The organism is Peptoclostridium sp. (assembly GCF_009881055.1).
Taxonomy (GTDB): Bacteria; Bacillota; Clostridia; order Peptostreptococcales; family Peptostreptococcaceae; genus Peptoclostridium_A.
The window spans coordinates 19,415-32,185 of sequence record NZ_WXFG01000014.1; the positions used below are offsets into that span (position 1 = coordinate 19,415).

The following is a 12,771-nucleotide window of genomic DNA, read 5'->3' on the forward strand; positions in this document are numbered from 1 at the left end:
TGTTTTGTTAGTATTGGAGGTAATAAATATGCAACGACAGCTTTCACTAGGAACAGAGCCAATCGGCAGCCTGCTCCTTAAGTTCTCAACTCCCGCAATAATTGGAATGCTCATAAACGTCCTATACAACATAGTCGACAGGATATTCATAGGCCAAGGCGTCGGCCCTCTTGCAATATCAGGTGTCGGCATTTCGATGCCTTTCATGACAATAATAATGGCCTTCGGCATGCTTGTGGGCATAGGTGGGGCAGCCCTCATATCGATAAGACTGGGCGAAAAAAATCACGCTGAGGCCGAAAAACTCCTTGGCAACACTTTCATGCTGCTCATATTAGTCTCACTGCTGGTCACCGCGGCCGGACTTATATTCATAGACCCACTCCTGTACATGTTCGGAGCGAGCTCGGAGACATTCGGCTTTGCAAAGGATTACATCACAATTATAATAGCCGGCACCCTCTTCAACTCAGTTGGCTTTGGACTCAACAACGCCATAAGATCCGACGGCAGCCCGAAGACAGCCATGATGACTAACCTTCTCGGCGCAATCACAAATATAATACTCGACTACGTATTCATAATGCAGCTGGGAATGGGCATAAAGGGCGCAGCATATGCCACGGTAATAGGAATGGGACTAAACACCGCCTGGGTGCTGCTATATTTCACAGGACCAAAAAGCTCACTCAAGCTTCGTCTAAAAAACATGAGGCTCGAGAAAAATCTTGTGCTTGGTATATTCTCAATAGGCATGTCACCTTTTGCCATACAGCTTGCAGCAAGCGTTATAAACGTCATATCGAACAACGCCCTCAAGGTTAACGGAGGCGACTATGCAATAGGAGCCATGAGCATAGCCATGAGCATAGCCATGATATTCCTCATGCCGATATTCGGCCTCAACCAGGGCTCACAACCAATAGTCGGCTATAACTATGGCGCACAATGCTACTCAAGGGTTAAAAATGCGCTCTACCTGACAATATCATCAGCCACTGCCGTTTGCGTGCTTGGATTCATTCTTGTTCAGGCGGCGCCAGCCTTTATGATGAGGATATTCACCCCTGATGCCAAAATAGTCTCAATAGGAGCCAGCGGTCTTAGGATATTCATGCTGTCGCTGCCTGTTATCGGCTTCCAGATAATAAGCTCAAACTTTTTTCAGGCAATAGGCAAGGCAAAGATTTCACTTTTCCTTAGTACCTTAAGGCAGGTAATAATACTAATACCTCTTCTCATGATACTCCCAAGCAGATTCGGCCTTCTCGGCGTGTGGATGTCATACCCCATTTCGGACGCATTGGCTTCGATAATAACCTTGTGGTTCATTAGAAATGAAATGAAAGTACTCAGCGAGGACAAATGCCAGGAGGCGGACGAAGTCCTAAAGGTGGGCTGAACTGAAGAAGCAGACGAATAGAAGCGCCGTTCGGTAAAATAAAATAAACGAGAACATTATCAGATTCCTTAAGTATCTTATTTGAACTTCAAATATGTCCCGCATCTAAAAGTGGCTGCCGCGAAACGATTCAACAAAATCGTTTTGAGACAGCCACTTTATATTTTTTTATATTATATCCGGACTTGGGCACCGGGTGCCCAGCACTGCACAAATTCCACTTCACGGATCGCTTATAGTATCTCTATAGAATCTCCCGGCCTCACCTTGCCGCCTTTTAGAACTTTCGTAAATATGCCTTCCCTTGGCATAACGCAGTCTCCAACAAGACTCTTTATCTCGCAGCCGCTGTGGCACTGCTTGCCTATCTGGGTCACCTCATGAAGAGTCTCTCCAATCTGAAGCCTTGTACCCACAGGCAGTTCATACAGAACAATGCCTTCTGTTGTCATGTTTTCTGCAAATTTCCCAGGCTCAAGCTCTATGCCCATAACCCTCATCTTCTCAAAGCTCTCTATGCCAAGAAGGCTCACCTGTCTGTGCCAGTCTCCTGCATGCGCGTCTCCTTCTATGCCGTGTCCTGCTCTAAGCAGCACCTCGGCAACCGGAGTCTTGACAACGCCTTTTTTGTCGCTTGTGTTAACCGATATTACTTTTCCAACAATGCCCATGAACTTCTCTCCTTAATCTTACATATAATTAGCTCAAAGATGCTACACTTGCGCCTGGCCGACATCCGCAACCACGGCCGCCACTCCTGTAGCCTTTGCGGCTCTTGCATTTTCAATATAAAGTATATACACTGCTGCAAATATGCCGAGTATACCAAGCACCCTTATCAATCCCATGGGTTCCCCAAAAAGTAGTGCTGCCCATATCACTGCCAGTGCTGCTTCAAGCGTCGCAACTATGCCCAGCTTTGAAGGCTGAGCTCCCTTGGCTATGCCTGTGAAATAGAAGCCAAATGCGCAGAATGTTGGCAGCAGCCCCATCAATATGATGCCGATTACTACGTTGGGCTTTGCAAGCATTGGAACTATTCCTATCGGGTCGCAAAACGGAGCCATGAAAAGAGACCCAAAACCGAATGAGTATGTCAGTACAGCCCAGTTGCTGCACTTTCTCATAATTGATTTGCCTATTATCGAGTTGAGCGAGTAAACTATTCCTGCACCAAGGCCAGACAAGACGCCTACCACGCTTCCTGTCAGAACACCAACGTCCCCCATTGTGACAGTCAGAAATACGCCTACACTGCACACCGCTACTGCAAGTAGCTTGAGTGGCGTGATCTTCTCTCCAAACACCATTCGCGATATGAATATTGCAAATATCGGCGCAGTATACATGAGCGCAGTTGCTGCCGCCACTGACGTTTGCGATACAGAGTGAAAAAAGAACATGCTGGTTCCGCTTTGACAAACTATTCCCATAATGGCAAGCTTGAACATGTCGCTTGTGTCAATTCTAAGTTCTTCTCTGTGTCTTATGAATGTGAATGCGAATATCAGCAAGAAGCCCACAAAAATTCTTGCAAATGCCGTCTGCATTGGAGCCAGATCCGTTCCAAGGAATTTGCCAAGTACTCCCTGCACACTCCAGAAAATGGCTGCAATCGCAATAAACAAATATGGCTTGTCCTTCACTACCATTCCCCCAGTCGCTCAAAATTGTCCATTGTGTCGGCATGCATGCTTTTCCAAAAAAATTTCATATTTCCCTATACGCTTATTATATGCCAAACTTGATTAGAATTGAATCTGAAAATACCAATTTAAACAAGTTTGTTCTCTCTTTTTAGTATTTCAAGCAGCTGCTCTATAGGAATTGCGTGTATCGTATTGCCGTTTATTCCCATCGTGGTCTCTGCTGCCACCATGCTGTTTACTATTGCCTCTTCCGTAGCATGTACGACAGCTTCAAAAATGGGATTCATCTTGTCGTTTGGAAGCATGTCGACATTGACATTTTCGTGGCGATTGGATGCCCCATCGTTCGCAGTTGAGAATGCCACAAAAATGTCGCCAGATGAATTTTCTCCCATACCTCCAACATTACCTATACCCAGGGCCGCGCGCCTTGCGAGCCTTTTTAACTGATGAGGCAGTAGCGGCGCATCAGTAGCTATTACTACGATTATCGAGCCTGCGCCCGGAGGCGGAGCCGGCGTGGTATATATCTCCGGCATAAGATCAGTCAGCTCTTTGCCTACAGAAATGCCTGCTACTTTAAGGTTTTTTCTTTTGCCATGGTTGGACTGTACAAACACACCTACTGTATAGCTCCCGTCCTCTTCTGCCAAGACCCTCGATGAAGTTCCCGAGCCGCCCTTGAACTCGTGGCAAGTCATCCCCATTCCGCCGCCAACATTGCCCTCCTCCACTAGTCCACCTGCTGCATTGTTCAGCGCCTCATATACGTTTTCTTTCTTAACATGAAAGCCATTTATATCATTTAGCCTGCCATCATACGTTTCTCCAATTACAGGCAACAGAAAAAATGATTCACCGCTGCATGGATCGTAAAAGCCATGTTCGTGCATCCATCCTATAGTGCTGTCCCTCACTACGCCGGCACTGTGCGTGTTGGTAATAAGCACTGGACCTTCCAGGAAGCCTGATTCTTCAATCCATGTAGTACCTGTCAATTCGCCGTTCCCATTAAGGGCATACCATCCTGAAAAGCATGCAGACCATCGCTTGCCTCTTGGCAAAATCGCGGTAACGCCGGTTCTAACAGGACCTTTCCCCACAACCAATTCTCCGTCACCTAAGACAATAGTAGAGTAGCCCACTTCCACGCCTGCCACGTCAGTAATAGCGTTAAATCTGCCCGTATTGCCCTCGAATGGTATTCCCAAATCCCTTGCTCTTTTTTTCATACATAATCCCTCCTCATCATTATTAGCGCAATCTCCCTGCCGCCATACATTCGATGTTGATTTGTCTTCATTCTAATGTTTTATTGTTGATATGTCAACATTTTTATTTGCATTTGTCGCTTCAATGGTATAAAATGTAGATATGAAGTAAAGCATCAACCTTATAACATGCTGAAAAAATACGCTATGCGCATTAAGAGGATACGCCATGACAAAAAATCACGTTCTTAACAGGATAAAGGAGAATTATCAGGATTTCACGAACAGCCAAAAAAAGATAGGCTCATATATCCATTCAAACTACAGGAAAGTGATATATATGACAGCGCTCGAACTGGCAAAGGAGCTTGATGTGAGCGATGCCACCATAATAAGGTTTGCAAGGAGCATGGGCTTTTCAAATTTTTCAGAGCTGCGGGATGCCATCAGGAACGAAATAAGCATATATGACGCTCCTCATGAAAGGCTCTCGAGAAGTTTAGAATTTGAAGAAGATGCGGATTCACTGCTGTTGCAAGCCGCAAAAAACGACTTTTCGTGCCATGAGCATTTCTACAACAACATCGACTATGCCCTCATAGACGCCGCAGCAGAAGAAATTGGAGCCGCCGAAACCATCCATATAGTAGGAATAGGAACGGACATGGTGGTCGCCTTGTTCCTGGAATGGTATCTCACTCAGATGGGCTTTAGAACGGTTTGCTATACAGACGGAGGCTTTGGATTTGCCAACAAGTTTTCGGCTGTAAAATCGACCGACCTTGTGATAATGTGCTGCACGCCGAGGCACCTCAAGGATGAGAAGAGAGCCTTGAAAACCGCCAGGTCAAAAGATGCCCGAATAGTCACCCTGACTACTCCAAGAGCTGTTGATATTATGGCTCTGAGCGATATTAGCCTCACTGTAGAGACAAAGAGCAACGAATTCTTGAATTCGTATGTCACGTATATGGGCCTATGCAATCTTATTCTCATAAGAGTGCTTGAAAAAGACAGGAACAGGATAGTGAAAAAACTCGAGGAAAATTCCTCTGTTATGAATGAATTTGACCTCTTTGATTAACTCAATCATCTGCAAAAAGAGTACAGCTGCTTGAATTAAAATCCAGTAATTCAAACAGCTGCACTCTTTTTTATGTTGTCAGATATTTTTTAATTTAACCTTTTATGGCGCTCACCCAGTAGAATTTCTCGGATATATCTCCCTTGCCTGATACTGCAAAACCGCAGTCACCCAAAAGACTTTCAAGCTCATCCTGCGATATCCTCACTTCCGGCGGCGGCCCCTGCTCCATCTTGAGCTTTTTCCATTCAATTATTGCCAGCTTTCCTCCAGGCCTAAGCATATGGTTTATTGCCTCAAGCAGCCTTTTCCTCTCGTCCACCTCGTGGAGCACGTTTGAAATCAGGCAGAAATCTACAGCTTCAGCTTTCACTGGAAATTCATACTGTGTGGAAAGCAGCGCCTCAAGATTCAGAATTCCTTCTTTCTTCGCCCTTGATGTCAGTTCCTCAAGCATAGCTTCCGATATGTCAAACGCATATACCCTGCCTGAAGGGCCAACTATCTGCGCCGCGCTCAAAGAGAAAAAACCTATGCCGCAGCCTATATCGGCTGCAATATCACCTTCCCTAAGGCCCATCCTTTTGAGGGTCTCAAGCGGCGGCATCTCTTTTCTTCGCTCCGGGCTGTCCAGCTTTTTCATCATTTTTTCATCGAATATGTGTGCCATAATTTGCTCCTTTGAAATCTCGATTTTGCTGTTTCACTTTTGAATATTCTAGCACATATCTCTGAATAATTACCTGCTTATTTTTTGGCTTCTATTCGTATCTAAGTGCCTCAATAGGATCCATTTTAGCTGCCTTGTTGGCAGGATATATGCCGAAGAAAATGCCGACTCCGCATGAAAACGAAACCGCAATAACTACTGTCATCATGTTGACAAGGCCAGATATGCCCATTATGTTTCCGGCTATGGCCGCAGCGCCCACTCCAAGGAGCGTTCCCGCAAGCCCTCCTATGCCCGAGATAATCATTGATTCCACAAGGAACTGCAGGAGTATGCTCCTTTTGGTGGCTCCTATGGCCTTCCTTATGCCTATCTCCCGCGTCCTTTCAGTAACAGACACCAGCATTATGTTCATTATTCCTATTCCGCCTACAAGCAAAGATATGGCTGCTATAGCCCCGATTACTGCCGAAACCACGCCCAGCACGCTGTCAAGCTGCTGCATCTGCTCCTTGGCGCTCATTCCGATGTAAATGTCTTCATCTGGCTTTTCCCCCCTCAGCTTGCTCTTTTCGACATAGGACACTATCCTGTCGGTTACGGCATCTACATCCTCAGTTCGCTTAACTATGGCTTCGAACGCGCTGTATTTGCCTGTCGAGTTGAGCATCGCCCTTAGAGTTGTTATCGGGCAATAGAGGTAAGTTGAAGGAGTTCCCCCTAGAGACTGGTTGAGCTGCTCGAATATCGACTCCGGCCTTTCGTATATGCCTATTACCGTGAATCCCGCGCGCCTCCCCCCCATTTCCACGTATAGTCGCTTGCCCAGCGCGTTTTCGCCCTTGAAGGCCGCCTGTGCAAGCTTCTTGTCTATGATTGCCACGCTTCTTTGAGACTTCAGGTCGCTGTCTCTGAGAAATCTTCCTTTTGTAAGATTCAAAATTTCTATCTGATCATAGTTGTCATAGACGCCCTGAAGGCTTACATTTTCGATTGAGCCAGCCGTCTTCACCTTCCCCTGCATGTATTCCACGGGGCTTGCAGCAGTTATGTCGCTTGAAAAGACCTTGCCTATAGTCTTGATCTCTTCATCGGTGAATCCATCCCGCATAATATCTGTATCTTCATTTTGCCAGTTTACCGTGATGTATATCCTGTTGACACCGAAGCTCTGGAATTCACTTCCAATCTTCTCCTGACTGCCTTGGCCGAGAGCCATAATTGTTATTACTGACGCTATGCCTATTATTATTCCCAGCATTGTGAGGAAGGATCTCATCTTATTGGCCCATATGCTCGCAACTGCCACTCTGAATATTTCAATAATGTTCATATTCTCACCCCTTAGCAACAGGCACGTCTTTAACTATCACGCCGTCCCGAAAGCTTATGGCCCTCTTGCAGTATTGCGCGATTTCCATCTCGTGGGTTACTATTATTATCGTCTTGCCCTCCTCGTTGAGCCTTGTGAAAAGCTCCATTATCTCCTCGCCCGACTTAGTGTCAAGGTTGCCGGTGGGTTCGTCCGCGAGTATTATTGAGGGATCGTTAGCAAGCGCCCTTGCTATGGCAACTCTCTGCCTTTGTCCGCCCGACAGCTCGCTGGGCACATGGTCGGCCCTGTCTGAAAGACCTACCTTTGCAAGCAGCTCGAGCGCCTTTTGTCTCATTGTCCCCCTCTTTTCTCCGGCGTAAACCATTGGAAGCTCTACATTCTTGAGTGCCGATGTTCTGGCAAGCAGGTTGAAGGACTGGAACACAAAGCCTATGCTCCTGTTCCTTATATGCGCGAGTTTGTTTTCCGAAAGCTCGCTTACATCCATTCCATCAAGCAGATAGCCACCTGCGCTCGGCCTGTCGAGGCAGCCTATTATATTCATAAGCGTCGACTTCCCCGAGCCGGAAGGCCCCATTATTGCGACAAACTCTCCGTCCTTTATATGGAGATTTATCTCTTTTAGCGCCTCTACTCGTATTTTACCTGTTTCATATACCTTGCTTATGCCTTCGAGCTTTATCATTTCTGCTCACCCTTTATCCTCACCTTCATGCCGTCCTTGAATGTTTCATCAGGATTGCTGGCCAATTCATCGCCTGCCTTCAGCAAAGAGGATTTGACTTCCACTTTAAGATCTCCTTCTATGCCCAGCTCCACAAAAATCTCCTTGAGCTTGCCGCCTTCAATCCTGTATACATAGTATTTGCCGTCGCTCTTTTGAAGCAGAGCCTCGTATGGCACTACTAGCGCATCCTTCTTTTCTCCCGTGACTATGTCGACGTCCGCCGAAAAGCCAGTCTTTATTCCAGCCGGCGGATCGATTATGTCCAGCTTGACTAGCACGCTCTTTTCAGTCTGTGTCCCCTCAGCCAGCGCACTTGGAGCAATATATGACACGGCTCCCTTAAGCTCGCTTTCAGGGAACGCATCGCCTGTGATTATAGCCTCCTGGCCCAGCCTGATCTTGTGTATTTCAAACTGGCTCACATTCGCCTGGACTTGAAGCTTGTCAAGATTATGCACGACAAACATCGGCTTTTGGAGCCTTGCCTCGATTCCCACCTTGCAGTTGGCATATACCACAGTACCGCCTACAGGGCTTGTGAGGACCGCATCTTCATACTGCTTCTGGGCAAGCTCTAGAGCCAGCCTTTGCTTTTCTACCTGCATCTCCTTTATCTTTCTGGCGCTTCCGCTCTTTTCCTCCTGGATGTCGTTTAGAGCCACATCGTATGCGTTCTTGGCTGACATATGGCTCTTTTGAGCGTCGTCCAGCTCCTTTTTGCTTACGGCGCCGTTGTCGTAAAGACCCGACATTTTTTCGTAGTCACTCCTTGCGCTTTCGTATTCCAGCCGCCTGCTGTCAGCCTCCTTCTCAAGCCTGTACAAGGCCGAGCCCTCTATGCTTTCACTGAGCTCCCTTTTTGCAATATCAAGGTCCACCCTTGCCGAATCCAACCTCGTCCTGAGCACGTCCGTCTCAAGTTCTGCGAGCATCTGTCCCTTGCTCACCCGGTCGCCCTCTTTGACATAAACCGCCTTGACGGCGTCTTCAAGCTCAGAGTTTATCTCGGCCTCGTCGCCTGACCTTATTGTGCCGCTTAGTATTACGTCAGCTGTTATTTTTGTTTTCTCCACCTGCAGTTTGTCAACCTCAAGAGTCGCACCCTCCGAATTCATTTTAAACATGACAAATGCCGCCATTCCCACTGCCAGTACGGCCGCTGCTATTATAATGAATTTCTTGCTTTTGAACCTGCCCACGCTAGCACCTCCATTTTTTCATCATAAGAAATCTATACCCTTTACAAAAAAATCAATTCAAAATTATGGCTTTGCAGGGGCTTATAATGGGTATCTTGAAAATAGGATTACTACCATAATTGTAAACGGGAAGGTGATATTTATGAAAAGAATGATTCTGCTGCTGTGCACGCTTTTGCCGCTTGTATTTTCAGTCGGCTGCGACAACGACAATAACGGCGGAAACGGCACTGAGCCTCCTGCTCCTCTGAAAGTAGAGGACTACTATCCGGCAAATGAAAACACTCACTATGTATACGAAGGCATGGGGAACGAATATGCTTCATATGACGTATATGTCGACTACGCCTCAGACGGCAAAATCCAGCAGAGAGTCGACAACGGCGGCACTGTAATGGCTAATGTCCTGGAGATTAAGGACGGCAAGCTTACAAAGGTGTTCTCAAGAGGCGAAGTTTACTACAGGGAGAATTTCCTGAATTCAAAGGAAGGCAAAGAAGAGATACTTCTCATGGAACCTCTTGAAAAGGGTACGACTTGGACGCTGCCGGACTCCAGAGTGAGCACTATAACTGGAACCTCAGTAAAGATTGACACCCCTTCGGGAAGCTATGAGGCTATCGAGGTCACGACAGAAAGCCAGTACGACAAGATAATTGCTTACTACGCCAAGGATGTAGGCCTGGTCAAGTCGGTTTTCGAATCTGAAGGCACTGAGGTCACCTCAACGCTCGAAAAGATTGAAAAAAACGTACCTTTTAAGCAAAGAATAAGCTTCTACTATCCTAATATCGATGACAACAAGATTTACTACAAGGAGAAGGAAGTAAGCTTCAGGACTAACGACGTGACAAGAAATGTTCTTGCGGAGGTCTACAAGGAAGAAGCGCCCGCAGGCACAGGAAGGGTTTTTTCACCAAATACGAAGATCAACAGTCTCTACCTCAACAAGGACGGCATGGTTTACATAGACCTTAACCGCGAGTTCCTGAGTGAGATGAACGCAGGGGCAGGCTATGAGAGCATGATACTAGACAGCATAGCGGACACCTTCGGACGTTACTACAACTCTCAAAAAGTCATACTAACAATCAACGGGGGACTCTACGAATCGGGCCATATCGCTCTTCAAAAGGGGGAATATCTGGAGGCCAATTATGAGGATGCTGTCGAAATCAAATAAGCAAATATGTATTCAGGAGTGATCTTTTAAATGGACAGGAAAAGAAAGGTGATTCTGTATATTGCCCAGAGCCTGGATGGCTTCATTGCTGATGAAAACGGCGGAATAGAGTGGCTTTCTGTTGTTGAAAGGCCCGGTGAGGATTACGGCTATGGAGAATTCATAAAGAACATAGACACGGTCATAATGGGGCGCCGCACCTATGAAACGCTGCTTTCCTTTAAAATCGAGTTTCCGCACAAGGATATGGTGTGCTACGTGATGTCAACAACCTTGGAGGGCATCAATCCGGATGTCGAGTTCTTCAACGGAGACATAGGTGACCTTATCAGAATGCTTGAGCAAGAAGACGGGAAGGACATTTTCATCGACGGCGGCTCGGAGGTCGTAAGAGAGCTAAGGGAGAGGGACTTGATTGACGAGTACATCATATCGATTATTCCTATAATGATTGGAAAAGGCACGAGACTATTTAGGGATACTTCAAACCGCAGACAGCTGAAACTTGTGGAGAGCAAGGTTTTTGAATCAGGGCTTGTGCAGGTCAGGTATGAGAAAGCTTAGCTATAGCATGCTTAGCGCGAGCATGATTGAATCTGTGAAATATCCGCCATTTCTGCTCGCTTTTTAGATTTTCTGCGGCTCGCGCGTCATCTCATTGGGAATTTCGAAAACTCGCTTTGCTCAGACAGTTCGAAATTCTTTCAATTCGACTCCTTGCTTCACCGGAAAATCTATAAAAATCTCGCTAAGAAATGAGCTTGATATTTCTTCAGATTCATAATGCGAAACAAGAAAACACAAAGAAAAAAACCCCAAAAAGGGATAGAGGCATTCTATAGTATAGAAAACCCCTATCCCTTCTGTATTGTTCTGCTTATTCCTTATTGAAAAGCAATGTTAGTATGTCTGCCTTCAGGTTGTTGAATTCGGGATTCTTCATCAAGGACTTGTCAACTTCACTGTCTATGTCTTCCCTGCCCGTCTTTTTTATCTTGAGACCGTAGCCTATGTTGTCTCTTACGCTCAGCCAGTCAAAAAGAGCAGACGTCTGGAAAACCATCCCTCTTTCCGGTGACGGACCGCTTATCGGCAAGTTTTCATGGAGCACCTCTCCGCTGTAATCTTTATCAAAGCCCGCTACAACTCCAAGCATAGTCGATTTGCCGCAGCCGCTGGGACCGACTATTCTTATGATCTCCCCCATCACTGCATCGAGTGATATGTCCTTTATTACATCAGTTGCCATATCTTGCCCTGGATTTTCAAAGCTTTTGCTAAGGCTTTTTATTGTCAAAATCGGTGTTTGCCGGCTATCCATTTTTCATGTCAAAAAAGTCAATGCGCTTTAGGGTGACGTCCTTGTTTATGTCGAGACCCGCCATTTGCAGCGTTTCCATAAGCAGTATGTGGTGCATTGTCCCCGGCACATAGCCTATCGACGCCCAAACCTTGCCCCTGTTGCCTGCAACTTCTTTGGCTACCTTCCCTGGCGCATTCGCCGAGCTTTTCGGCGGTCTCAGAATCCGGGTCAATTCCAAGCAGGTCAATAATCATCTGCCTGTCCAGTTCTTCGCCACTCAGCGCTGCGTACATTGCTTTTTCAATGGTCTCTTCTATATTCAAAATTGGAACCTCCATGTATGTAGTGCTCTGACATATCAATTGGCAGACATACCCATTCTAGATTCTCATACAAGATATAGTCAAATAGATATTGATTATCAAAAAGGCACTGGTGATTCGCAGTGCCGGTTAAACTACTTTTCCATAGGCATACTCGGGTCTGCAGACCACTCGTATATTGAACCTTCGTAGTTTCTAACTTTTTCAAAGCCAACGGCTCTTAGGATCGAGGATACATATCCTGATCTTATACCCATTGTTCAGTAAACCACAAAATCATCTTCAGGTGTAACTCCTGCGGCTGCCATTATCTCCTTTATTTCCTCTGGAGACTTTGGAGTCGCGTTTTCATTCAGAAGGTCCTTCCAAAGCAGCATCTTGGCTCCCTTTATATGGCCTCCCCTTGCTTCTCCGGCATCCTGGCTCCCCTTGAATTCTTTTTCTGTTCTAACGTCTATTATTACAGTCTTGTCCAGGTTTTCTTTCACATAGTCCTTAGTTGCCCTGTAGCTCTCGTCAAAATCCTTAAGCACTAGACCTGTTGAAGGTGTCGGTGCTGGAGCGGCATCCTTTGTCACCTCATAGCCAAGTTCTTTCCAGTATGCCAATCCTCCGTAAAGCAGCTTGACATTGTCAAGGCCAGCCATTCTCATCTGCCATACGTTTCTTCCGTCCGGTCCGGGA

At 46.3% G+C, this 12,771-nt stretch carries 15 protein-coding genes; 4 read left to right on the forward strand and 11 right to left on the reverse strand.

Going from position 1 to position 12,771, the window contains the following annotated elements:
• The first annotated feature begins 28 nt into the window (after nt 1–28).
• Nucleotides 29–1,402: an MATE family efflux transporter gene (locus GT589_RS02445; protein WP_293395461.1), complete on the forward strand. Its 1,374-nt coding sequence runs from the start codon at nt 29–31 to the stop codon at nt 1,400–1,402.
• A gap of 233 nt (nt 1,403–1,635) precedes the next feature.
• On the opposite strand, the gene GT589_RS02450 is transcribed toward GT589_RS02445, so the two are convergent.
• The 3 genes from GT589_RS02450 to GT589_RS02460 all read right to left on the reverse strand — a co-directional run bounded on the left by GT589_RS02450 (nt 1,636) and on the right by GT589_RS02460 (nt 4,283).
• Nucleotides 1,636–2,073: an MOSC domain-containing protein gene (locus tag GT589_RS02450; protein ID WP_293395464.1), complete on the reverse strand. Its 438-nt coding sequence runs from the start codon at nt 2,071–2,073 to the stop codon at nt 1,636–1,638.
• Nucleotides 2,074–2,115: 42 nt separating this feature from the next.
• Nucleotides 2,116–3,048, reverse strand: coding sequence for a DMT family transporter (locus GT589_RS02455; protein WP_293395467.1), 933 nt, complete (start codon nt 3,046–3,048; stop codon nt 2,116–2,118).
• 128 nt (nt 3,049–3,176) lie between these two features.
• Nucleotides 3,177–4,283, reverse strand: a complete 1,107-nt coding sequence (locus GT589_RS02460) for a DmpA family aminopeptidase (protein ID WP_293395470.1) — start codon at nt 4,281–4,283, stop codon at nt 3,177–3,179.
• A gap of 208 nt (nt 4,284–4,491) precedes the next feature.
• Between GT589_RS02460 and GT589_RS02465 the strand changes: the two genes are divergently transcribed.
• Complete coding sequence (locus GT589_RS02465; protein ID WP_293395473.1) at nt 4,492–5,346, forward strand: MurR/RpiR family transcriptional regulator; 855 nt, start codon at nt 4,492–4,494, stop codon at nt 5,344–5,346.
• A 94-nt stretch (nt 5,347–5,440) separates the two neighbouring features.
• On the opposite strand, the gene GT589_RS02470 is transcribed toward GT589_RS02465, so the two are convergent.
• The 4 genes from GT589_RS02470 to GT589_RS02485 all read right to left on the reverse strand — a co-directional run bounded on the left by GT589_RS02470 (nt 5,441) and on the right by GT589_RS02485 (nt 9,278).
• On the reverse strand, nt 5,441–6,016 hold the full coding sequence (locus GT589_RS02470) for a class I SAM-dependent methyltransferase (protein ID WP_293395476.1): 576 nt from the start codon (nt 6,014–6,016) through the stop codon (nt 5,441–5,443).
• A gap of 91 nt (nt 6,017–6,107) precedes the next feature.
• Complete coding sequence (locus GT589_RS02475; protein WP_293395479.1) at nt 6,108–7,349, reverse strand: ABC transporter permease; 1,242 nt, start codon at nt 7,347–7,349, stop codon at nt 6,108–6,110.
• Nucleotides 7,350–7,353: 4 nt separating this feature from the next.
• Nucleotides 7,354–8,037 (reverse strand): ABC transporter ATP-binding protein, encoded by a 684-nt coding sequence (locus GT589_RS02480; RefSeq protein ID WP_293395482.1) that lies wholly within the window; start codon nt 8,035–8,037, stop codon nt 7,354–7,356.
• A complete protein-coding gene (locus GT589_RS02485; protein WP_293395485.1) occupies nt 8,034–9,278 on the reverse strand; it encodes an efflux RND transporter periplasmic adaptor subunit in 1,245 nt (414 codons plus the stop codon). Before GT589_RS02485 ends, GT589_RS02480 begins: the two co-directional genes overlap by 4 nt.
• A gap of 142 nt (nt 9,279–9,420) precedes the next feature.
• On the opposite strand from GT589_RS02485, the gene GT589_RS02490 reads away from it, so the two are divergent.
• Both GT589_RS02490 and GT589_RS02495 read left to right on the forward strand, forming a co-directional pair.
• On the forward strand, nt 9,421–10,461 hold the full coding sequence (locus GT589_RS02490; protein WP_293395489.1) for a GerMN domain-containing protein: 1,041 nt from the start codon (nt 9,421–9,423) through the stop codon (nt 10,459–10,461).
• Nucleotides 10,462–10,491: 30 nt separating this feature from the next.
• On the forward strand, nt 10,492–11,025 hold the full coding sequence (locus tag GT589_RS02495; RefSeq protein WP_293395490.1) for a dihydrofolate reductase family protein: 534 nt from the start codon (nt 10,492–10,494) through the stop codon (nt 11,023–11,025).
• A gap of 313 nt (nt 11,026–11,338) precedes the next feature.
• Here the strand turns inward: GT589_RS02495 and GT589_RS02500 are convergent, their stop codons facing one another.
• The 4 genes from GT589_RS02500 to GT589_RS02515 form a co-directional block, all read right to left on the reverse strand.
• On the reverse strand, nt 11,339–11,710 hold the full coding sequence (locus tag GT589_RS02500) for an ATP-binding cassette domain-containing protein (protein ID WP_293395493.1): 372 nt from the start codon (nt 11,708–11,710) through the stop codon (nt 11,339–11,341).
• A gap of 64 nt (nt 11,711–11,774) precedes the next feature.
• Entirely contained in the window at nt 11,775–12,002 is a 228-nt protein-coding gene (locus tag GT589_RS02505; RefSeq protein ID WP_293395496.1) for a hypothetical protein, read from the reverse strand.
• A 219-nt stretch (nt 12,003–12,221) separates the two neighbouring features.
• Entirely contained in the window at nt 12,222–12,344 is a 123-nt protein-coding gene (locus GT589_RS02510) for a rhodanese-like domain-containing protein (RefSeq protein WP_293395499.1), read from the reverse strand.
• 3 nt (nt 12,345–12,347) lie between these two features.
• Nucleotides 12,348–12,771, reverse strand: a 424-nt coding sequence (locus GT589_RS02515) for a sulfurtransferase (RefSeq protein WP_293395501.1), incomplete at its 5' end; no start/stop codon positions are given.